This is a genomic window from Streptomyces sp. NPDC055013 (assembly GCF_053608645.1).
Genome location: NZ_JBSGVW010000028.1, coordinates 111,241 through 132,758, shown reverse-complemented (window position 1 = coordinate 132,758; position 21,518 = coordinate 111,241). Strand labels below are relative to the sequence as shown.

The following is a 21,518-nucleotide window of genomic DNA, read 5'->3' as shown; positions in this document are numbered from 1 at the left end:
GTGCGGGCGGCCCCGTTCCTACGTTGGGGGCACCGCCGATCGAAGGCGGCCAGGTACGAGGGGACGGTTGTCATGTCGGTAGCAATCATCACGGGAGCCTCGAAGGGGCTGGGGCGGGCGCTCGCCGAGGCGCTGGCCGCGCGCGGCTGGGATCTGGTGCTCGACGCCAGGTCGGCGGAGGTCCTCCAGGAGACGGCGGCCGGGCTCCGGTCGTACGGCACGCGCGTGAAGGCCGTACCCGGGGACGTCACGGATGCCGGGCACCGGGCCGAGCTGGTGGCCGCCGCCTGGCGGCTGGGCGGCGTCGATCTGCTGGTGAGCAACGCCAGCGCGCTGGGCGCCGAGCCGCTCGTACGGCTGGACGAGTTGCCCCTGGAGGGGCTGCGGCGGGCGCTGGAGGTGAACGTCGTCGCCGCGCTGGGCCTGGTCCAGGAGGCGCTGCCGCTGCTGCGGGCGTCGGGGACGGGCGCGGTGATCACGGTCAGCTCGGACGCCGCCGCCGAGGCGTACGAGACCTGGGGCGGGTACGGCGCGTCGAAGGCTGCCTTGGACCATCTCGCGGCGGTGCTCGGCCAGGAGGAGTCGGGGCTGCGGATCTGGGCTGTCGACCCCGGGGACATGGCCACGGACCTGTATGCGGCGGCCGTACCGGACGACGACGAGCCACGGCCGATGCCGGCCGGCGTGGTGCCGGCCTTCCTGCGGCTGCTGGACGAGCGTCCGGTGAGCGGCCGCTATGGGGCGCCCTCGCTGCTGGAGGGACGGCGATGACGCTGGCGATGGGGGTCCCCCCGCGCGAGCCTGTTCGAGCGTGGGGGAGGGTGCCCGAGGAGCTGTCGGCCCGGATACCGGCCGAGCAGCGGGGGCCGGGGCTGGACCGGGATGCCGTACGGCTGCTGGTGTCGCGGGGCACCGACGTGACGCATCACGCGTTCGGCGAGCTGCCGCGGCTGTTGTGGGCCGGGGATCTGCTGGTCGTGAACACCTCGGAGACGCTGGCCGCCGCCGTGGACGGGCGGATCGGGCGGGCACGTGTGGTGGTGCACTTCTCCACGCGCGGGGACGACGGGCGGTGGGCGGTCGAGCTGCGGGATCCCGAACCGCTCGGCGCCACGCGCGCGCATGTATGGGGCAGCGCGCGAAGCGCTCGTTGGAAGGGTGGTGGCGGGCGGCGGGAGGGAGGGCCCGCGGGAAGTGAGGTGCGGCTGCCGGGCGGGGTGCGGCTGGTGCTGGAGGAGCCGCTCAGCTCGGGGAGTGAGCGGCTTTGGTGGGCGCGGGTCTCAGGGACCCGGGAGAGCTCCCCCGCGGCGCTGGTTCTCGGGCTCATGCGTGAGCACGGGCGGCCGATTCGTTACTCCTATACGGAGCGCGACCAGCCGCTCTCCGCGTACCAGACAGTGTTCGCGCTGCCGGCCGCCGACGGGACGGGCAGCGCGGAGATGCCGAGTGCGGCGCGGCCCTTCACGCTGCGGATGGTGACGGAGCTGGTCAGCCGGGGTGTGCAGTTCGCGCCGATCACCCTGCACACCGGCGTGGCCTCGGCGGAGGCGCACGAGCCGCCGTATCCGGAGCGGTTCGCGGTGCCGGAGGCCTCGGCTCGGCTGATCAACGCAGCGAAGGCAGGGGACGGCAGGGTCGTCGCCGTAGGGACGACGGCCGTGCGGGCGGTGGAGTCGGCAGCGGGCGCCGACGGGGTCGTACGCGCGCGTGAGGGGTGGACGGACCTGGTCGTCACGCCGGAGCGCGGGGTGCGGGTGGTGGACGGGCTGCTGACCGGGCTGCACGAGCCGGAGGCCTCGCATCTGCTGATGCTGGAGGCCGTCGCCGGGCGGGCCGCGATCGGCCGCAGCTACGAGGAGGCACTGCAAGGGCTCTACCTGTGGCACGAGTTCGGCGACGTGCATCTCATCCTGCCGGAGGAGGGCCCTCACACAGAGCGTTGCGCCAGCAACTGCCGGTGAGACTCTTACGCGGCCGATGTGAGCCCGCACATAGGGCGCAGGTCACGTACGAAAGTCCGTAGTAGGTAGTGACGTCCCTTTTGAGCGGGACAGACGGTCCTGTCTGTCCCGTTTTGCCCTTCCTGGGTCCACTACCGAGGATCGTACGTCACACCTTTGCCACGCCATTTTGCGGCCGCTAAGAATTGCTCTCGTCGCTCAGCGCCGTGGGTTCAGCCCGCGGCGTTTGTGCAGGAAGCACCCGTGTCCCCTGACGGACAGCGAGCGACCTCCGCGCTATTCGAAGAGGTCCCACTGCCATGCTCAAGAACACCAAGAACCGTCTCAGTCGCACGCTCACCAAGCGCCACAAGATGGCGATAGCCGGCGTCGGTACGCTCGGCGCCGCCGCTCTCGCCCTGTCCGCCGTCCCGGGCAACGCCCAGACGACCACGGCCGACGCCCCCACGGGCAAGGTGGCGTACAGCAGCGAGCAGATCAAGGACGTCAAGCCGAGCGTCACCACCCAGCTCGCCGCTGCCGGTGTGAAGGCCGAGGAGATGTCGGCCAAGCACAAGGCCGCCGTGGCCGCCGCCAAGCACCGCGCCGCCGTGGCCCACGACAAGCACGTGGCCGCCAAGGCCACCGCCGCGAAGAAGGCCGAAGCCGCGCGCAAGGCGAAGGCTGCCGCGAGCCGGGACGCCAAGCGCATCCAGGTCAAGCCGGTCTCCGCCAAGACCTACAAGAACAACCTCGACGGCTGGATCCGCGAGGCGCTGGACATCATGAAGAAGCACGACATCCCGGGCACCTACAACGGCCTGCACAAGAACATCATGCGGGAGTCCTCGGGTAACCCGAACGCGATCAACAACTGGGACATCAACGCCCAGAACGGCGTCCCGTCGATCGGTCTGCTCCAGGTCATCAAGCCGACCTTCGACGCGTACCACGTCCCGGGCACGGCCAAGAGCCAGTACGACCCGGTCGCCAACCTCACCGCCGCCGCCAACTACGCGGCCGACCGGTACGGCTCGATCGACAACGTCAACAGCGCGTACTGAGCGAGGTAGGCGCGGGCCTCTGATCCGTACGCCGAAGGGCGGCACCCTCCTGACGGGTGCCGCCCTTCGGGCGTGGTACGGGGAGGCTACTTACGCATGACCTCGGGCTCGTGGCGGCGCAGGAAGCGGGCCACGAAGATGCCGCAGATCACACCGAGGACGATCAGGGCGAGCATGTCCATGGTCCAGGCACCGACCGTGTGCTCCCACAGGGGGTCGTTGCTGTCGCCCTTGGCGGGCGGGCTGATCTGGTTGAAGTCGAGCGTGGCACCGGCGGCGGCGACCGCCCAGCGCGACGGCATCAGGTACGAGAGCTCGTTGACACCGATGGAGTTGGCCAGAGGGAACAGGCAGCCGGTGAAGACGACCTGGACGATCGCGAACATGACCAGCAGCGGCATGGTCTTCTCGGCGGTCTTCACCAGGGCCGAGATGATCAGGCCGAACATCATCGCGGTGAAGCCCAGTGCCATGATCGGAATACACAGCTCCAGCAGAATCTGGCTGCCGAGAATCAGGCCCTCGTCCGGGATGGTGCGGGTTGAGAAGCCGATGACACCGACCATCAAGCCCTGCAGCACCGTGATCAGGCCGAGCACGAACACCTTGGACATCAGGTACGCGGACCGGGACAGGCCGGTCGCGCGCTCCCGCTCGTAGATGACCCGTTCCTTGATCAGCTCACGGACGGAGTTGGCGGCGCCGGCGAAGCAGGCGCCCACCGCGAGGATCAGCAGGACGGTGAGGGCCGTGCCGTTGGCGACGGGCTTGCCGGTGTTCGGGTTGATCTCCGTGTTGACCAGGAGATCCTTGCCGGAGTCGATGAGCAGGCTCACCGAGCCGAGGACGAGCGGCAGGATCACCGTCAGGGCCAGGAAGCCCTTGTCGGAGGCGATCACCGAGACGTAGCGGCGCACCAGCGTCAGGAACTGCGACAGCCAGCCCTGCGGCTTCGGCGGCCTCATCGCCTGCATGGGGGGCATCTGTACGGACTGCGGAGCAATCGCGTCGATGTCCGCGGCGTACATCTGGTAGTGCTGCGAGCCCTTCCAGCGGCCCGCCCAGTCGTAGTCGCGGTAGTTCTCGAAGGCGGAGAAGACATCGGCCCAGGTGTCGTAGCCGAAGAAGTTCAGCGCCTCCTCGGGCGGGCCGAAGTAGGCGACCGCACCGCCGGGCGCCATCACCAGGAGCTTGTCGCACAGCGCCAGCTCGGCCACCGAGTGCGTGACGACGAGCACCGTACGGCCGTCGTCGGCGAGGCCGCGCAGCAGCTGCATGACGTCGCGGTCCATGCCCGGGTCGAGGCCCGACGTGGGCTCGTCCAGGAAGATCAGCGACGGCTTGGTGAGCAGCTCCAGGGCCACCGAGACGCGCTTGCGCTGGCCGCCGGAGAGGGAGGTGACCTTCTTCTCCTTGTGGATGTCCAGCTTCAGCTCGCGCAGCACCTCGTCGATACGGGCCTCGCGCTCGGCGGCCGTGGTGTCGGCCGGGAAGCGGAGCTTGGCCGCGTACTTGAGGGCCTTCTTGACGGTCAGCTCCTTGTGCAGGATGTCGTCCTGCGGGACCAGACCGATGCGCTGACGCAGCTCGGCGAACTGCTTGTAGAGGTTCCGGTTGTCGTAGAGGACATCGCCCTGGTTGGCGGGCCGGTAGCCGGTGAGCGCCTTGAGCAGGGTCGACTTGCCTGAGCCGGACGGGCCGATGACCGCGACGAGGGACTTCTCCGGGACACCGAAGGAGACGTCCTTGAGGATCTGCTTGCCGCCGTCGACCGTGACGGTCAGGTGGCGCGCGGAGAAGGAGACCTCACCGGTGTCGACGAACTCCTCGAGGCGGTCGCCGACGATCCGGAAGGTCGAGTGACCGACACCGACGATGTCCGCCGGACCCAGCAGCTGCGAGCCGCCCTTGGCGATCGGCTGGCCGTTGACGTACGTGCCGTTGTGGGAGCCGAGGTCGCGGATCTCCATACGGCCGTCGGGCGTCGAGTGGAACTCGGCGTGGTGCCGGGAGACCTGGAGGTCGGAGACGACCAGCTCGTTCTCCAGGGCACGGCCGATACGCATGACGCGGCCGACGGAGAACTGGTGGAACGTGGTGGGGCTGCGGTCGCCGTAGACCGGCGGCGCCCCCGCGCCACCGCCGGGACCCTGCTGCTGCGGGATGTGAGCGGCGGCCTGCTGCGGCTGCTGCTGCCAGCCGGCCTGCTGGGACCCCTGCTGCTGCGGGACATGCTGCGGCGGGGCCTGCTGGGCCCAGCCGGGGTTCGCGGCCTGCGCGGCGTACGGCTGCTGCGGCTGAGCCTGCGGCGAGGCGACGGAGGCCGCGGTGCCGGAGAGGTTCAGACACGGTCCGTCGGTCGCGTTGCCCAGGAACACGGCCGAGCCGCCGCCGATCTCCAGGTGATGGATCCGCTGGCCCTGCACGAACGTGCCGTTGGTGCTGCCGTGGTCCTCGATGACCCAACTGCGGCCGCTCCAGCTGATCGTGGCGTGCCGCCAGGACACTCTGGCGTCGTCGAGCACGATGTCACCCTGCGGATCACGTCCGAGGGTGTAGGGCCTGGACGGGTCGAGCGTCCAGGTCCTTCCATTCAATTCCAGTACGAGTTCCGGCACTCCAGCCCCACTGAGTAGTCCCCCGAGTTACCCCCAACACAGGGAGTCTAGGGATGTCGAACATCGTCGGGAACTATTTCAGGCTCCGCCCCCTGACCGAAAGTCGGGCCTTGTGAGGACCACGCCCACGCGCTTCGAATGGTTCCGTTGACGGGGTTGAAATCAGTCCGGAGAGTGGTAATCCACGCGAGGGGGACATGCGCGGCGAACACCCGCCGCGCCGCGGATCGGGGGGTCTGCCATGAACGCGTCCACGAACGTCGAGAGCGCGAGGCACGGTACACGGCTGCCGTGGGGAGACATTCTGTTGTCCGCGATCGCCGCCGTGAGCTGGGCATTGATCGGGATGGCGGGCACGGCGGCACTCGGACTGCATCTGCTGGAGGCCGACACCGCGGGCTCCCTCGGGCCCATGACAGCGGCGGTGGTGGCCCTTGGGGCGGGTGGTTCTGTCACACCGTCCGGCGATGTGTCCGCTTTCGGGCTGACGGGCGCGGAGGCGTCGACCGCCATCGAGATCACGCCACTCGGGGTGAGCCTGGTCGGCGCGGTGCTCCTGTCGTGGTTCTTCCTACGGTCCCTGCGCGGCGCGGGAGTTGTGATCGCACCGTCCGAACTCCTCGCGCGCGCGGGCGCGGTGGTCGTGCTGTTCGTGGCGACGCTGGGCGGGCTGGCCTGGGCCGGGCACGACGTCATCACGATCGACGGGAGCTCGCTGGGGCTCGACGACCTGCCGGGCGGTGGCGGGGGCGGAGGCGGTCTCGAGATCCCCGGAGTGGGTGACATCGGGGACATCGGCGGGCTGCTGCCCGACCAGATCGGCGACCTCGTCGACGCGCAGGCGGCGGTCGGCTTCACCGTGGACACGGCGCCGACGCTGCTCGGTGGGACGGCCTGGTCCGCGGGCATCCTGCTGATCGCCCTGCTGGCCTCGCGCCGCACCCCGCTGCCCCGCGGCTGGGAGGCTCTGCACCGCGTCGTACGGCCCGCCGCGTCCGCCCTCGTCACGGTGCTGCTGGTGGCCGTGGCAGCCGGGCTCGCGGCGGCGGCGTACGCCGCGATCGGGGACGACCACCCCAAGCGGATCGCCGGCGCGGCCCTGCTCGGCGCCCCCAACGGCGTGTGGCTCGGCATCCCGATCGGCCTGCTCGTGCCGTTCGACGGCCGGGCGACGGGGGCGCTGGTGGGCCTGCTCCCGGATCCTCTGGACGACCTTCTGAACAGCGGCGCCGACCAGTCCGTGACGCTGAGCAGGCTCGCGGAGCTGGACGGCCGGGTGTGGCTGCTGGGAGTCGCGGCGGCGGTGATGATGCTGCTCGCGGGCGTGCTGACGGCCGTGCGGACGCCGGTCGTGGCGGGCGCATTGGCGAGTCCCGGTTCCGGGGACGTACGGAATCCGGGTGCCCTCCGCTTCGCGGGGCGGTGCGCCCTGCGGCTCGGTGGCGCCACGGCGTTGACGCTGCCGTTGCTGGCATGGCTGACGGGGCTGTCCGTGGACGCCTCCCTGTCGGTGCTGGGCTTCGACGCGTTCGGCGCCGGGGTGCGGTTGCAGGGGAACCTCGGTGTGGCGCCGCTGCTGGGGGCGGCTTGGGGCGCGGGGGCGGGCGGCGTGGGAGCGCTCATGGCCCGGGCGACGGGGGCGGCCGGGCAACGGGCCGCGCCGCTTGCCCGGGGGGTGGTGGGGGGCGCGGTGCCGGGTGGGACCGGAGTGGCCGCGCCGTGGAGTACGGCGAGTTCGGCGGCCGAGGGTTCCGGGGTTTCGTCGGACGCGAGCCCGTCCGGGCCCTACACCCCTGGCACGCCGTACCGGCCGCCCAACCCGGGGACGAACCCGTATCTGCGGGTGCCGGACCAGTTGCGCGAACCGGAGGACGCGCGGCCGCCGGGCGCGGCGCCGCCTGCAGGGGGCGCGCGGGCGGCCGGCGACGCGCCGGGACCTGATGCGCGGTGGGGGCGCGGTGGTGTGCGGCGCCCTGGTGACCCGCCGGTCGGCGAGCCGCCCGCTGGTGAGCCGCCGTCCGCCGGTGACGACGACGTGTACGGGGCGCCCACGGTCGTACGGCCGATTGCGCCGCCCCCTAGGTCGCCCCGGCCTCCGCGGCGGCGTGGAGACGGGCCGTCGTCCGGAGGAGCCGACGGGCCGCCCCCTCCGCCACCGCCTCCTCCCCCGCCGCCCCCGGGGAAGCCGAAGGGGCGCTCGTGAGCCGTGCGCCGGGGCGGGTCTCGGGGTGATCCGAGTGCTCGGGGGCGGCTGCCGGTTCGTGACCGCGGGTCCGCTGTGGCTGATCGCGCAGTTCCCCGCGCCCCTTTGGGGAGCGACCCCACCCACAGGTGCCACTGGGGTGATGCACAGGCAAGGGTGCGCCCGTGGCCGTGACGTAAGGCTCGCGCCACCCCGTCGACACCCAGTGTTCCGTGTCCGCTAGACGGACCTCAGGGGCGGCAGGCACTCGGTGCCGGATACGGTGGAAGCACCATGAGCGCTTCTCAGACCTCTGACATCCCCACCCTTCTCGTCAAGATCTTCGGGAAGGACAGGCCGGGAATCACGGCCGGACTCTTCGACACGCTGGCCGCCTACTCCGTCGACGTGGTCGACATCGAGCAGGTCGTCACCCGTGGCCGGATCACGCTGTGCGCGCTCGTGACGCAGCCTCCGGCCGGGATGGAGGGGGACCTGAGGGCGACCGTCCACAGCTGGGCCGATTCGCTGAAGATGCAGGCGGAGATCATCTCCGGCCTGGGCGACAACCGGCCGCGTGGCCTCGGGCGCTCCCTGGTGACGGTGCTCGGCCACCCGCTGACCGCGGAGGCGGCGGCGTCGATCGCCTCCCGGATCACCAAGTCGGGCGGCAACATCGACCGTATCTTCCGGCTGGCCAAGTACCCCGTGACGGCGGTGGAGTTCGCGGTGTCCGGCGTGGAGACCGAGCCGCTGCGCACCGCCCTGGTGACCCACGCGGCGGCACTGGGTGTCGACATCGCGGTCGTCGCGGCGGGTCTGCACCGGCGTGCGCAGCGTCTGGTCGTCATGGATGTGGACTCGACCCTCATCCAGGACGAGGTGATCGAGCTCTTCGCGGCGCACGCCGGCTGCGAGGACAAGGTGGCCGAGGTGACGGCGGCCGCGATGCGCGGGGAGCTGGACTTCGAGCAGTCGCTGCACGCGCGCGTGGCGCTGCTGAAGGGGCTGGACGCCTCAGTGGTGGAGAAGGTGCGCACCGAGGTGCGGCTGACGCCGGGCGCGCGCACCCTGATCCGTACGCTGAAGCGGCTCGGCTATCAAGTAGGGGTCGTCTCGGGTGGGTTCACGCAGGTCACGGATGATCTGAAGGAGCGGCTCGGGCTCGACTTCGCCCAGGCGAACACCCTGGAGATCGTCGACGGGCAGCTGACGGGCCGGGTCACCGGCGAGATCGTGGACCGGGCCGGCAAGGCGCGGCTGCTGCGCCGGTTCGCCGCCGAGGCGGGGGTACCGCTGTCTCAGACGGTCGCGATCGGTGACGGTGCCAACGACCTGGACATGCTGAACGCGGCCGGCCTGGGCGTCGCCTTCAATGCCAAGCCGATGGTCCGGGAGGCCGCGCACACGGCGGTGAACGTGCCGTTCCTCGACACGGTCCTGTATCTGCTGGGCGTCACCCGCGAAGAGGTCGAGGCCGCGGACATGCACGACGACGAGGTCTGACGACCCGCGCGCGATGCCTCACATGCGCAGGGGCCCGGCACCGCGACGGTGCCGGGCCCCTGCGCGTGGGTCGGTCACTCGGAGGGTGCCCAGTAGTCGACCAGCGTGGCCACGCCGGGCTCCAGGGTCTTCCAGCTGCCGCTGAAGGACAGGACGGCGAAAGCGGCGGTCGGGAAGCCCCGGCGGCTCATCCGGTCGCGCGGATCGGTCTCGGCCGAACCGGAGAGGATCTCGGCGAGGCCCTGCACGCCCGGGTTGTGGCCGATCAGCAGGACGTTCTGCGCGTCGTCGGGCGTTTCGTTGAGCACAGCAATCAGTTCGCCGGGCGAAGCCTCGTACACCCGCTCTTCGTAGACGGTTTTCGGCCGGTGCGGGAACTCATGGACGGCGAGCTTCCAGGTCTCCCGGGTCCGGGTCGCGGTGGAGCACAGGGCCAGGTCGAAGGGGATGTCGGTGTCGGCCAGCCTGCGGCCGGCCTCTGCCGCGTCCATTCGGCCCCGGTCGGCGAGCGGCCGCTCGTGGTCGTTCACCTGTGGCCAGTCGGCTTTCGCATGCCGGAAGAGGACAATCCTGCGGGATTCTGCGACGCTCATGAGATCCAGCTTCGCATGAAACAGGCCACGGGGCGCAGGGAGTTGACGGGCGGCTTCGGCGGTGCTCAGCGCGTGATCAGCTGCATGATGCGCTCGAGGAGCTGGCTGATCGCGGGCTCGGCGGTCGCGGCATGCGCGTCGGACGGGTCGAGAATCAGCATCAGCAGCGTGATGAAGGCGAGCGTCGGCAGGGCGAGGGCCCACCAGGGGAGCCGGATGTCGGCACGGCCCGTGGACGCCGGGTGGGGCGGGGTGTGCGTGCGGGCCGACATGTCGCCTCCGTGAGTCTTCGAGTGGTCCGTGACCGTCTCTCGCGGTCACACTTCGAAGTTACGGACTCCGCGACTCTCAACCCATCCGGTGATCCACCCAGTTGACCCTGACACTCACCCCCTAGGGGATGGTGGTGCTATCCCCACCATCGCCGGGCCGCGGTGCGTCGAGGGACGTCCGGGACGAGGCGCGCGTCAGGGCGAGGCGATCGTCGCGACGACGGCGATGATCACGAAGATGGCGAAGAACGTGCCGAAGACGAGCAGCAGCTTCTTCTGGCCGTTGCGGGGGTTCGGGTCGAGCACTGGCATACGGCAAGTCTCGCACCCGCGGGCCGGGGCGGGTCCGCCGGGGTGACGCTCAGCGGGCCGCCTCGTCCTCGACCGTGCGGTTGCGTCCCGCCAGGACCCCCACCGCCATCTGCGGGATCATCAGGCCGGCCATGAGCGCGATCGGGAGCCCCCAGCCACCGCTGTGCTGGTAGAGCACACCGACCAGGAGCGGGCCGGGGATCGAGATCAGATAGCCGGTGCTCTGCGCGAAGCCCGACAGCTGGGCCACTCCCGCACTGCTCCTGGCCCGCATGCCGACCATGGTGAGGGCAAGCGGGAACGAACAGTTGGAGACGCCGAGCAGCAGCGCCCAGACCCAGGCTCCGGCGACCGGCGCGAGATACAGACCGGCGTACCCGACGAGGCCGCAGGCGCCCAGCGCGAGCACGATCGGCCCCTGGTGGGGCAACCTGGTGGCGAGACGCGGGATGACGAAGGCCAGCGGCACGCCCATCACCATCGTGAGGGCGAGCAGCAGCCCCGCCGTGCCGGCGTGTACACCGGCGTCCCGGAAGATCTGCGCCATCCAGCCCATCGTGATGTAGGCGCCGGTGGCCTGGAGCCCGAAGTAGACGGCGAGGGCCCACGCGGTGCGGCTCCGGGTGATCCGCAGCTGGGGTGCGCTCACGCGCGCGTGGTTCTCCGGCGCGGCGGACGCCGCCCCCCGGTCCCGTACGAAGGGAATCCACGGCAGTACGGCCACCGCCGCGAGCGCCGCCCACACCGTGAGCCCGGTCTGCCAATTTCCGCCCAGCGCCTCGGTCATGGGCACCGTCACCGCCGCGGCGGACGCGGTGCCGAGGGCGAGGGCCATCGAGTACAGGCCGGTCATGGAGCCGACCCGGTCCGGGAACCAGCGCTTGACGATGACCGGCATCAGGACGTTGCTGACGGCGATGCCCATGAGGGCGAGGGCGCTGGCGGCCAGGAAGCCGCCCGTGCTGCCCACGTACGGGCGCAGGAGCAGGCCGGCGGTGATGGCGACCATGCCCGCGCACACCACCGCGCCGGGGCCGAAGCGGCGGGCGAGCCGGGGCGCCATGACGCCGAAGACTGCGAAGCAGAGCGGGGGCACGGAGGTGAGCAGTCCGGCCACGCTGCCGCTCATGCCGAGCCCGTCGCGGACCTCTTCGAGGAGGGCGCCGAGGCTGGTGATGGCGGGGCGCAGGTTCAGCGCGGTCAGCACGATGCCGAGCACGACCAGCCGTACCGTCCACGTGCCGGTCCACGCGCGCGTGGCGGGCTCCGTCGTGGTGGGTGCCTGCGGGGTGCGTATTCGCGTGGACGTCGCCGTCCGGTTTTCCTCACGTGCCATGCGGCCCATCATAGAATCATGGGATGATTGGTTGTCCACCCCTGGGCCACCCGGCCCCGGCCCTACCGTGCGAAGGTGTGCCATGCCCCTGAGCAACCCCCGTCGTTCGGCACTGTCCGAGCAGGTCATCGCCGCGCTGCGGAACCAGATCACCTCGGGCGAATGGCCGGTCGGCACCCGCATCCCGACCGAGCCCGAGCTGGTCGAGCAGCTCGGTGTGGCCCGCAACACGGTCCGTGAGGCGGTCCGCGCCCTCGCGCACAACGGCCTGCTGGACATCCGCCAGGGCTCCGGCACCTATGTGGTGGCCACCAGCGAACTGGCCGGCGTGATGCACCGCCGCTTCGCCGACGCCGACCCCCGGCACATCGCCGAGCTGCGCTCAACCCTGGAGTCGGGCGCCGCGCAGCTGGCCGCCGAGCGGCGCACCGAGAAGGACCTCAAGCAGCTGGACGCGCTGCTGGCGCGGCGTGAGGAGGCCTGGGAGTCGGGCGACACGGAGGCGTTCGTGGCGGCCGACGCCACCTTCCACCTGGCGGTGGTCGCGGCCTCCCACAACGACGCGATGATCGCGATGTACGCGGACCTGGGCGAGGTCCTGCGGGACTGGCTGCGCGACGACGTCGGCGCGGAGCTGACGCCGGAGTCGTACCTGGACCACGCGCGGCTGGTCGACGCGATCCACGCGGGCGACGCGTCGGCGGCCGGGTCAGAGGCGGCGGGCTATCCGTTCCACTGCCGTCCGGGGCGCTTCAGCGCTCCTGCCGGTGGCTGACCCACGCCGAGCCGACCTCTTTCCAGCAGCGCCCGGTCAGCCGCACGGTCTGCGCGGGCTCGGCGTCCACCGGGGAGCCGTCGCTGTCGATGTCCCACCAGCGGACGCACTCCACGTGCAGGCTCACACGGTCGGTCTCCGGGTAGGGGTTGTGGCAGTACGCGGTCACATGGGAGCCGGTGACGCTCACCCGGCAGGCGGCGCCGAACGGCTCCCAGGGCTCCGCTTCCGCTCTCGCGGCGTGCACACGTGCGTGCGCGTGGGCCATCGCCTCGTACGAAAGAGGCACTACGAGAGCGACGGCAACGGTCGTCGAGGCCAGGCGGCGGGACAAGCGCACAACGGGACCTCCTCGGCCGTACGGGGGAGGGGCTCGCGTGATGAACGCGTACTCCAGACTGCGCTGTCACAGGCCTCCCCCGCCTCGCCGGATGGGCCGAACGGGTGACGCCCCGCTCCCCCGCGCACGGCGGGAGAACGGGGCGTCGACGGCGTACCGGAGATCAGGCGCCGATGGCGTGCAGGCCGCCGTCCACGTGGACGATCTCGCCGGTGGTCTTCGGGAACCAGTCGCTCAGCAGGGCGACGACGCCCTTGCCGGCCGGCTCCGGGTCCTCCAGCTTCCACTCCAGCGGAGAGCGGCTGTCCCACACGGACGCCAGCTCGGCGAAGCCGGGGATGGACTTCGCGGCCATGGAGCCGATCGGACCGGCCGAGATCAGGTTGCAGCGGATGTCGTGCTTGCCGAGGTCACGCGCCATGTAGCGGTTCGTGGCCTCCAGGGCGGCCTTGGCCGGGCCCATCCAGTCGTACTGCGGCCAGGCGAACTGCGCGTCGAAGGTGAGGCCGACGACGGATCCGCCCTCGGTCATCAGCGGCAGCAGCGCCATGGTCAGCGACTTCAGGGAGAAGGCGGAGACATGCATGGCGGTCGCCACGGACTCGAACGGCGTGTTCAGGAAGTTGCCGCCGAGCGCGTCCTGGGGCGCGAAGCCGATGGAGTGCACGACCCCGTCGAGCTTGTCGCCCAGGTGCTCACGCACCTGGCTCTCCAGGCGGGCGAGGTGCTCGTCGTTGGAGACGTCGAGCTCCAGGACCTTGACCTTCTCCGGCTGGGGGAGCTTCTTCGCGATGCGCTCCGTGAGCGTCGGACGCGGCCAGGCGGTGAGGATGATCTCCGCGCCCTGCTCCTGGGCCAGCTTCGCGGTGTGGAAGGCGATGGAGGATTCCATCAGCACACCGGTGATGAGGATCTTCTTGCCCTCGAGGATTCCAGCCATGGTGATCAGTGACCCATTCCCAGTCCGCCGTCAACGGGAATGACGGCTCCAGTGATGTACGAGGCGTCGTCCGACGCGAGGAACCGCACCGCGGCGGCGATCTCGTCCGGCTGCGCGTACCGGCCGAGCGGGACCTGCGTCACGATGTTCGCGCGCTGCTCGTCGGTGAGCACCTTGGTCATGTCGGTGTCGACGAAGCCGGGCGCGACGACGTTGAAGGTGATGTTGCGCGAGCCCAGCTCACGGGCGAGGGAGCGCGCGAAGCCGACCAGGCCGGCCTTGGAGGCGGCGTAGTTGGCCTGACCGGGACCGCCGTACAGTCCGACGACCGACGAGATGAGCACCACGCGGCCCTTCTTGGCGCGCAGCATGCCGCGGTTGGCACGCTTGACCACGCGGAAGGTGCCGGTGAGGTTGGTGTCGACGACCGAGGTGAAGTCCTCCTCGGACATGCGCATCAGGAGCTGGTCCTTGGTGATGCCGGCGTTGGCGATCAGAACCTCGACCGGGCCGTGCTCGGCCTCGATCTCCTTGTAGGCCTGCTCCACCTGCTCGGTGTCGGTGATGTCGCACTTGACGGCCAGGAAGCCGGCCGGCGGCTCTCCCGAGCGGTACGTGATCGCGACCTTGTCGCCGGCGTCGGCGAAAGCTCGGGCGATGGCGAGGCCGATGCCCCGGTTGCCTCCGGTGACGAGAACCGAGCGGCTCAACGGATCACCCTTTCGATTGGGGTCTGAACACACCCGCCCGAACACTGGATGGCAGGCGGCTTCTCCGAAAACCTATCGGGCCGGTCGTGCCGGGGGACATTCGGGCACCGACAGTGGCTTACGGGTGTCACTGTCGGGTCCCTACAGAAAGTTGCGCACTCCAGCCGGAAACGTGTGGTCCGTGGGCCCGGCCGCGCGACATGATCGGTGCCGACAGGCCACGACAGCAGGGAGACCTCCGTGCCCCATACGATCGATGAAGCCTTCACGGCGCTTCCGCTACGCGCCCTGGCCGACGCGGCGCTGGCCCGCGCGCGTGCGCTGGGCGCCGAGCACGCGGACTTCCGGTTCGAGCGGGTGCGCAGCGCGTCCTGGCGGCTGCGGGACGCCAAGCTCGCCGGTTCGTCGGACACCACCGACCTCGGGTACGCGGTGCGGGTCGTGCACGGCGGCACCTGGGGGTTCGCGTCCGGGGTGGACCTGACGCTGGACGCCGCCGCCAAGGTCGCCTCGCAGGCCGTGGCGATGGCGAAGCTGTCCGCCCAGGTGATCAAGGCCGCCGGGTCGGACGAGCGGGTGGAGCTCGCCGCCGAGCCCGTGCACACCGACCGGACGTGGATCTCGTCGTACGAGATCGATCCGTTCACCGTGCCCGACGAGGAGAAGTCGGGGCTGCTCGCGGACTGGAGCGCGCGGCTGCTGGCGGCGGACGGGGTCAACCACGTCGACGCCTCGCTGCTCACGGTCCACGAGAACAAGTTCTACGCGGACACCGCCGGGACCGTGACCACTCAGCAGCGGGTCCGGCTGCACCCGCAGCTGACGGCCGTGTCGGTGGACGAGTCGACCGGCGAGTTCGACTCCATGCGCACCATCGCGCCGCCCGTGGGACGCGGCTGGGAGTACCTGACGGGCACCGGCTGGGACTGGGCCGACGAGCTCGCGCGCATCCCCGAGCTGCTCGCCGAGAAGATGCGGGCGCCGAGCGTAGAGCCGGGACCGTACGACCTCGTCGTCGACCCCTCCAACCTGTGGCTGACCATCCACGAGTCCATCGGCCACGCCACCGAACTGGACCGCGCCCTCGGCTACGAGGCCGCCTACGCCGGCACCTCCTTCGCCACCTTCGACCAGCTCGGCAAGCTCCGGTACGGCTCCGACCTGATGAACGTCACCGGTGACCGCACCGCCGAACACGGCCTCGCGACCATCGGATACGACGACGAGGGCGTCGAGGGCCAGTCCTGGGAACTGGTGAGGAGCGGCACCCTCGTCGGCTACCAGCTGGACCGGCGGATCGCGAAGCTGACCGGGTTCGAGCGGTCCAACGGGTGCGCGTTCGCCGACTCCCCCGGCCATGTGCCGGTGCAGCGCATGGCCAACGTGTCGCTGCAGCCGGATCCGGCCGGGATGTCGACGGAGGATCTGATCGGCGGCGTCGACCGGGGCATCTACGTGGTCGGCGACCGGTCCTGGTCGATCGACATGCAGCGCTACAACTTCCAGTTCACCGGGCAGCGGTTCTTCAGGATCGAGAACGGGCGGATCACCGGCCAGCTGCGGGACGTGGCCTACCAGGCGACGACCACGGACTTCTGGGGCTCCATGGCCGCCGTGGGCGGTCCGCAGACGTATGTCCTGGGCGGCGCCTTCAACTGCGGCAAGGCGCAGCCGGGGCAGGTCGCGGCGGTCTCGCACGGCTGTCCGTCGGCCCTCTTCAAGGGAGTCAACATTCTCAACACCACGCAGGAGGCCGGTCGATGAGCGCCCGTACCAAGAAGCCGCACGAGATCGTCGAGCGGGCCCTGGAGCTGTCGCAGGCCGACGGATGCGTCGTCATCGCCGACGAGCAGTCGACCGCCAATCTGCGCTGGGCCGGCAACGCGCTGACCACGAACGGCGTCACGCGCGGGCGAACGCTCACCGTCGTCGCGACCGTGGACGGCAAGGAGGGCACCGCCTCCGGGGTCGTGTCGCGGTCGGCCGTGACGGTGGACGAGCTGGAGTCGCTGGTGCGGGCCGCCGAGGCCGCCGCGCGCGCCGCCGGGCCCGCCGAGGACGCACAGCCGCTGGTGACGGAGGTACCGGCGTCGCCCGACTTCGCGGACGTGCCGGCCGAGACGTCGTCCACGGTGTTCGCCGACTTCGCCCCGGCGCTCGGTGAGGCGTTCGCACGCGCGCGTGCGGGCGGCCGGGAGCTGTACGGCTTCGCCAACCACGAGATGGTGTCGACGTACGTGGGCACGTCCACCGGGCTGCGGCTGCGGCACGACCAGCCGAACGGCACGCTGGAGCTGAACGCCAAGTCCCCGGACCGTACCCGCTCGGCGTGGGCGGGGCGCTCCACGCGGGACTTCAAGGACGTGGACCCCACGGCGCTGGACGCCGAGCTGGCCGTACGCCTCGGCTGGGCCGAGCGGCGCCTGGAACTGCCGGCGGGCCGGTACGAGACGCTGCTGCCGCCGACCGCCGTGGCCGACCTGCTGATCTACCAGTTCTGGTCGGCTTCGGGGCGGGACGCGGTCGAGGGCCGGACGGTGTTCTCCAAGCCGGGTGGGAAGACGCGCGTCGGCGAAAGGCTGAGCGAGCTGCCGCTGACCCTGCGCAGCGACCCGAACGAGCCGGGTCTGGAGTCCGCGCCCTTCGTGATCGCCCACTCCTCCGGGGGCGATCAGTCGGTGTTCGACAACGGGCTGCCGCTCGGCGCCACCGAGTGGGTGCGCGCGGGCGAGCTGAAGCACCTCACGACCAGCCGGCACAGCGCGGGCCTGACCGGTCTGCCGGTGGCGCCGGCCGTCGACAACCTGATCCTGGACGGCGGCGAGGACCGCTCGCTCGAGGAGATGGTCGCGAACACCGAACGCGGGCTGCTGCTGACCTGCCTGTGGTACATCCGCGAGGTCGACCCGGCGACGCTGCTGCTCACCGGCCTGACCCGGGACGGGGTGTACCTCGTCGAGAACGGCGAGGTGACGGGCGAGGTGAACAACTTCCGGTTCAACGAGTCGCCGGTGGGTCTGCTGGGGCGGGCGACGGAGGCGGGGCGCACGGAGAAGACCCTGCCCAGGGAGTGGGGCGACTGGTTCACCAGGGCGGCGATGCCGGCGCTGCGCGTCCCCGATTTCAACATGAGCTCTGTCAGTCAGGGCGTATAACCTCGTACTCGGCTGTCACCCGACTGCCCGAGATCATCAAGGAGACACGAGAACCGTGACGGACATCGTCGACGAGCTGAAGTGGCGCGGCGTGATCGCCCTGTCCACTGACGAGGACGCATTGCGCAAGGCGCTCGCGGACGGTCCCGTCACGTTCTATTGCGGTTTCGACCCGACCGCGGCCAGCCTGCACGTCGGTCACCTGGTCCAGGTGCTCACCATGCGCCGCCTCCAGCAGGCGGGCCTGCGCCCGCTGGCGCTGGTCGGCGGCGCGACGGGCCAGATCGGCGACCCGCGCCCGACGGCCGAGCGCACGCTGAACGACCCGGAGACGGTCGCGAACTGGGTGAACCGCCTGCGCGCCCAGATCGAGCCCTTCCTCTCCTTCGAGGGCGACAACGCCGCGACGATGGTGAACAACCTGGACTGGACGGCCGGCCTGTCGGCCATCGAGTTCCTGCGGGACATCGGCAAGCACTTCCGCGTCAACAAGATGCTGACCAAGGACTCGGTCGCCCGCCGGCTCCAGTCCGAGGAGGGCATCAGCTACACGGAGTTCAGCTACCAGCTGCTCCAGGGCATGGACTTCCTGGAGCTGTACCGGCGGCACGACTGCACGCTTCAGCAGGGCGGCAGCGACCAGTGGGGCAACCTCACGGCCGGTCTGGACCTGATCCACAGGCTGGAGCCGCACGCCCATGTGCACGCTCTGGCGACGCCGCTGATGACCAAGGCGGACGGCACCAAGTTCGGCAAGACCGAGGGCGGCGCCATCTGGCTCGACCCGGAGATGACGACGCCGTACGCGTTCTACCAGTTCTGGCTGAACGCGGACGACCGGGACATCTCCACCTACATGCGGATCCTGTCCTTCAAGTCCCGTGCGGAGCTGGAGGAGCTGGAGAAGCAGACCGAGGAGCGTCCGCAGGCCCGTGCCGCGCAGCGTGCGCTGGCCGAGGAACTGACGACGCTGGTGCACGGCGCCGATCAGACGGCCGCCGTGATCGCCGCGTCCAAGGCCCTCTTCGGCCAGGGCGAGCTGACGGAGCTGGACGACCGGACGCTGGCCGCGGCGCTCTCCGAGGTGCCGCACATCCAGGTCGAGCAGCTCGGCCCGGTCGTCGACCTCTTCGCCGAGGTCGGCCTCGTGGCCAGCAAGTCCGCCGCGCGGCGCACCGTGAAGGAGGGCGGGGCCTACGTGAACAACGTCAAGGTCGCCGGCGAGGACGCGGTGCCTTCGAAGGAGGACCTGCTGCACGGGCGGTGGCTGGTGCTGCGGCGCGGGAAGAAGAACCTGGCGGCGGTCGAGGTCACCGGGGTCTGAGCGGACGTACGCACAGCGATGGGGCGGCCTCCCGGAAGGGGAGGCCGCCCCATCGGCATGATCACACTCAGGTCTGCTGCTTGCGCTTGCCCAGCGTCGCCACGTACAGCATGTCGCCCAGGTACACGATGATCACCGCGGCGACAACCTGGAACAGGTGCCGCCACCAGTCGATCCCGCTGGTCGACTCGACGCCGAACCCACGGGCGACGGCGTTGCCGACGACGGCGCCGAGGATGCCGAAGATGGTGGTCAGCCAGAGGGGGCTGTGCTGTTTGCCCGGGATCAGCAGCTTCGCGATCAGACCCAGCACGAATCCCACGATGATGGCCCACAACCATCCCATTGCTGCCTCCTCGTACGGCTCGGGGTGAGCAGTACGCCCAGTCTTGGTCCGGCCCTGGTACGCCGCATGCCGGGTACCGCCGTACGCGTTACGGCTGTCGGTGTTCCTCCAGGTGACAGGTGCCCCGGTCTCGTAGGCGGCGCAGGCGAGGCGTACCGTGGGAGGTGTCCCGGCCCGGGTCCCCCACCGGGGGTGGACGGGTACGGGCACGGGGAGAGTCCGATGCGGGCGGATGGTGGAATGTGATGCGGAAGCTGCATACGAGCGGCAACACCGAGGTGTTCCGGATCACCGGGGCCCGGGCGGGTCTCCAGGACGATGTACGCGCCCGGCAGCGCCGGTACATCATCTCGATGTCGGTCCGCACGGTGTCGGTGATCCTCGCGGCCTCACTGTGGAACGTCGAACGGCACGTCGCGATCGTGGCGTTGGTGCTCGGCGCGGTCCTGCCGTACATCGCGGTGGTGATCGCCAACGCGGGGCGGGAGAATGCGCCAGGTCTGCCGTCCACCTTCGTGACCGCGCCGATGCGGCCGATGATCACGCCGCCGCGGACGAATGACGGTTTCGCGGAATCGGTCCCGGAAGATGTCGTGGGCGACTCCGCGCCGGGGACACAGAGCAAACCCCACGACGGGACGTGATCCTGCGGACCCCTTCCCTCCGGAAGCCGAGTCCAAGCCAAGCTCAGGAAAAGCTCAGATCAATAGTGTTGTTCCGGTGCCGGGCAACGGGTTACCCGTGACATACTTCGTAGGCGCTCCGCATCCCCCGTCGGAGCGACAGACCGACGCCGGGCAGCTCCCCCCGTGGCTGCTCGGCGTCGCCTTTTGTGCGCGAATCTGTGAGACGAATCTGTGAGTGACGAGACCCCGATCTGCTCCGCCAAGGGGTGCCGTGCCGACGCCGTGTGGGTGCTGGCGTGGAACAACCCGAAGATTCACACGCCGGAGCGGCGCAAGACGTGGCTCGCCTGTGAGGAGCACCGCGAGCATCTGTCGCAGTTCCTCGGGGTGCGGGGGTTCTTGAAGGACGTGGTCCTGCTCGCCGAGTGGGAAGAGGTCCCGTCAGCCACCGATGGCTGACATCGGCCGGTCCGGCTGCACGAACGACGGGTCGTCCAGGCCCGCTCCCGCCTTCTTGCCCCACATCGCCAGCCGCCAGATACGGGCGATCTCCTCGTCGGGGGCGTCGGAGCGCAGCGCCGCTCGCAGGTCCGTCTCCTCCCTGGCGAACAGGCAGGTGCGGACCTGACCGTCGGCCGTCAGGCGGGTGCGGTCGCAGGCCGAGCAGAACGGGCGGGTGACGGAGGCGATGACGCCCACCACGTGCGGTCCGCCGTCGACGAGCCAGCGCTCCGCCGGGGCCGAGCCGCGCTTCGCCTCGCCCTCGGGGGTCAGCTCGAAGCGGGTGCGCAGGGACGTCAGGATGTCCCCGGCGGTGATCATGCCGTCGCGCTTCCAGCCGTGCTGGGCGTCCAGGGGCATCTGCTCGATGAAGCGCAGTTCGTAGTCGTGCTCCACCGCCCAGGCCAGCAGGTCGGGGGCCTCGCCGCCGTTCAGGCCCGGCATCAGGACCGAGTTGACCTTGACGGGGGTCAGGCCCTCCTCGCGGGCGGCGTGCAGGCCCTCGATGACGTCCTTGTGGCGGTCGCGGCGGGTCAGGGTCTTGAAGACGTCCGGGCGGAGGGTGTCCAGGGAGACGTTGACCCGGTCCAGGCCTGCGGTCTTCAGGGCGGCGGCGGTGCGCTTGAGGCCGATGCCGTTGGTGGTCAGCGACATCTGTGGGCGGGGCTCCAGGGCCCCGACCCGCTCGACTATGCCGACCAGTCCGGGGCGCAGCAGGGGCTCGCCGCCGGTGAAGCGGACTTCCTCGATGCCGAGAGAGGTGACGGCGATGTCGATCAGGCGGACGATCTCGTCGTCCGTGAGCAGGTCGGGCTTGGCCAGCCACTGCAGGCCCTCCTCGGGCATGCAGTAGGTGCACCGCAGGTTGCAGCGGTCGGTCAGCGAAACCCTCAGGTCGGTGGCCACTCGGCCGTAGGTGTCGATGAGCACGTGGGCCCCCTCCCTCGTCACGACCAGATTCAACTTCCTTCACCTGCG

Annotated in this window: 21 protein-coding genes; 11 read left to right on the top strand and 10 right to left on the bottom strand. The window is 70.5% G+C overall.

What is annotated here, in order from left to right; translation table 11 throughout:
- The first annotated feature begins 72 nt into the window (after positions 1-72).
- The 3 genes from ACWGDB_RS29590 to ACWGDB_RS29580 all read left to right on the top strand — a co-directional run bounded on the left by ACWGDB_RS29590 (position 73) and on the right by ACWGDB_RS29580 (position 3,004).
- Positions 73-771, top strand: coding sequence for an SDR family NAD(P)-dependent oxidoreductase (locus ACWGDB_RS29590; protein ID WP_453825230.1), 699 nt, complete (start codon positions 73-75; stop codon positions 769-771).
- Entirely contained in the window at positions 768-1,961 is a 1,194-nt protein-coding gene (locus ACWGDB_RS29585; protein WP_453825229.1) for an S-adenosylmethionine:tRNA ribosyltransferase-isomerase, read from the top strand. The genes ACWGDB_RS29590 and ACWGDB_RS29585 overlap by 4 nt, the downstream gene beginning before the upstream one ends.
- Before the next feature lie 299 nt (positions 1,962-2,260).
- A complete protein-coding gene (locus ACWGDB_RS29580) occupies positions 2,261-3,004 on the top strand; it encodes a transglycosylase SLT domain-containing protein (RefSeq protein ID WP_453825228.1) in 744 nt (247 codons plus the stop codon).
- An 86-nt stretch (positions 3,005-3,090) separates the two neighbouring features.
- Here ACWGDB_RS29580 and ACWGDB_RS29575 read toward each other — a convergent pair whose 3' ends face one another.
- Positions 3,091-5,622, bottom strand: a complete 2,532-nt coding sequence (locus tag ACWGDB_RS29575) for an FHA domain-containing protein (RefSeq protein WP_453825227.1) — start codon at positions 5,620-5,622, stop codon at positions 3,091-3,093.
- 241 nt (positions 5,623-5,863) lie between these two features.
- Between ACWGDB_RS29575 and ACWGDB_RS29570 the strand changes: the two genes are divergently transcribed.
- Both ACWGDB_RS29570 and serB read left to right on the top strand, forming a co-directional pair.
- A complete protein-coding gene (locus ACWGDB_RS29570; protein ID WP_453825226.1) occupies positions 5,864-7,825 on the top strand; it encodes a streptophobe family protein in 1,962 nt (653 codons plus the stop codon).
- Positions 7,826-8,098: 273 nt separating this feature from the next.
- Complete coding sequence (serB, locus tag ACWGDB_RS29565; protein WP_453825225.1) at positions 8,099-9,310, top strand: phosphoserine phosphatase SerB; 1,212 nt, start codon at positions 8,099-8,101, stop codon at positions 9,308-9,310.
- Positions 9,311-9,384: 74 nt separating this feature from the next.
- Here the strand turns inward: serB and ACWGDB_RS29560 are convergent, their stop codons facing one another.
- The 4 genes from ACWGDB_RS29560 to ACWGDB_RS29545 all read right to left on the bottom strand — a co-directional run bounded on the left by ACWGDB_RS29560 (position 9,385) and on the right by ACWGDB_RS29545 (position 11,835).
- Complete coding sequence (locus ACWGDB_RS29560; RefSeq protein WP_453825224.1) at positions 9,385-9,903, bottom strand: SixA phosphatase family protein; 519 nt, start codon at positions 9,901-9,903, stop codon at positions 9,385-9,387.
- 65 nt (positions 9,904-9,968) lie between these two features.
- Positions 9,969-10,175 (bottom strand): hypothetical protein, encoded by a 207-nt coding sequence (locus ACWGDB_RS29555; protein ID WP_453825223.1) that lies wholly within the window; start codon positions 10,173-10,175, stop codon positions 9,969-9,971.
- A 195-nt stretch (positions 10,176-10,370) separates the two neighbouring features.
- Positions 10,371-10,487, bottom strand: coding sequence for an SGM_5486 family transporter-associated protein (locus ACWGDB_RS29550; RefSeq protein ID WP_363051485.1), 117 nt, complete (start codon positions 10,485-10,487; stop codon positions 10,371-10,373).
- A 49-nt stretch (positions 10,488-10,536) separates the two neighbouring features.
- On the bottom strand, positions 10,537-11,835 hold the full coding sequence (locus ACWGDB_RS29545; protein WP_453825222.1) for a CynX/NimT family MFS transporter: 1,299 nt from the start codon (positions 11,833-11,835) through the stop codon (positions 10,537-10,539).
- Positions 11,836-11,905: 70 nt separating this feature from the next.
- Between ACWGDB_RS29545 and ACWGDB_RS29540 the strand changes: the two genes are divergently transcribed.
- Positions 11,906-12,598 (top strand): FadR/GntR family transcriptional regulator, encoded by a 693-nt coding sequence (locus tag ACWGDB_RS29540; protein ID WP_453825221.1) that lies wholly within the window; start codon positions 11,906-11,908, stop codon positions 12,596-12,598.
- Here ACWGDB_RS29540 and ACWGDB_RS29535 read toward each other — a convergent pair.
- The 3 genes from ACWGDB_RS29535 to fabG all read right to left on the bottom strand — a co-directional run bounded on the left by ACWGDB_RS29535 (position 12,576) and on the right by fabG (position 14,588).
- Positions 12,576-12,938: a hypothetical protein gene (locus ACWGDB_RS29535; RefSeq protein ID WP_453825220.1), complete on the bottom strand. Its 363-nt coding sequence runs from the start codon at positions 12,936-12,938 to the stop codon at positions 12,576-12,578. The genes ACWGDB_RS29540 and ACWGDB_RS29535 overlap by 23 nt on opposite strands.
- A gap of 163 nt (positions 12,939-13,101) precedes the next feature.
- Complete coding sequence (gene fabI, locus ACWGDB_RS29530) at positions 13,102-13,878, bottom strand: enoyl-ACP reductase FabI (RefSeq protein ID WP_328882553.1); 777 nt, start codon at positions 13,876-13,878, stop codon at positions 13,102-13,104.
- 5 nt (positions 13,879-13,883) lie between these two features.
- Positions 13,884-14,588: a 3-oxoacyl-[acyl-carrier-protein] reductase gene (gene fabG, locus ACWGDB_RS29525; RefSeq protein ID WP_328428666.1), complete on the bottom strand. Its 705-nt coding sequence runs from the start codon at positions 14,586-14,588 to the stop codon at positions 13,884-13,886.
- Between the two features lie 240 nt (positions 14,589-14,828).
- On the opposite strand from fabG, the gene ACWGDB_RS29520 reads away from it, so the two are divergent.
- From ACWGDB_RS29520 to tyrS, 3 genes are read left to right on the top strand one after another with little or no spacing between them, the layout of a single operon-like run.
- A complete protein-coding gene (locus ACWGDB_RS29520) occupies positions 14,829-16,352 on the top strand; it encodes a TldD/PmbA family protein (protein WP_453825219.1) in 1,524 nt (507 codons plus the stop codon).
- Positions 16,349-17,743 (top strand): metallopeptidase TldD-related protein, encoded by a 1,395-nt coding sequence (locus tag ACWGDB_RS29515; protein WP_453825218.1) that lies wholly within the window; start codon positions 16,349-16,351, stop codon positions 17,741-17,743. The genes ACWGDB_RS29520 and ACWGDB_RS29515 overlap by 4 nt, the downstream gene beginning before the upstream one ends.
- 55 nt (positions 17,744-17,798) lie before the next feature.
- The gene (gene tyrS / locus ACWGDB_RS29510) at positions 17,799-19,067 is read left to right on the top strand and encodes a tyrosine--tRNA ligase (RefSeq protein ID WP_453825217.1); all 1,269 of its coding nucleotides are present in this window, start codon (positions 17,799-17,801) and stop codon (positions 19,065-19,067) included.
- Between the two features lie 67 nt (positions 19,068-19,134).
- Here the strand turns inward: tyrS and ACWGDB_RS29505 are convergent, their stop codons facing one another.
- A complete protein-coding gene (locus ACWGDB_RS29505; RefSeq protein ID WP_453825216.1) occupies positions 19,135-19,413 on the bottom strand; it encodes a GlsB/YeaQ/YmgE family stress response membrane protein in 279 nt (92 codons plus the stop codon).
- A 245-nt stretch (positions 19,414-19,658) separates the two neighbouring features.
- Here ACWGDB_RS29505 and ACWGDB_RS29500 point away from each other — a divergent pair, with 245 nt between their 5' ends.
- Both ACWGDB_RS29500 and ACWGDB_RS29495 read left to right on the top strand, forming a co-directional pair.
- Positions 19,659-20,057, top strand: a complete 399-nt coding sequence (locus tag ACWGDB_RS29500; protein ID WP_453825215.1) for a DUF3099 domain-containing protein — start codon at positions 19,659-19,661, stop codon at positions 20,055-20,057.
- A 213-nt stretch (positions 20,058-20,270) separates the two neighbouring features.
- Positions 20,271-20,498: a hypothetical protein gene (locus ACWGDB_RS29495; protein WP_328428660.1), complete on the top strand. Its 228-nt coding sequence runs from the start codon at positions 20,271-20,273 to the stop codon at positions 20,496-20,498.
- Here ACWGDB_RS29495 and moaA read toward each other — a convergent pair.
- Positions 20,481-21,470 carry a GTP 3',8-cyclase MoaA gene (gene moaA / locus ACWGDB_RS29490; RefSeq protein WP_453825238.1) on the bottom strand — a complete coding sequence of 330 codons (990 nt, stop codon included), beginning with the start codon at positions 21,468-21,470 and terminating at the stop codon, positions 20,481-20,483. The two genes, ACWGDB_RS29495 and moaA, sit on opposite strands and share 18 nt — an antisense overlap.
- Between the last annotated feature and the right edge of the window lie 48 nt (positions 21,471-21,518).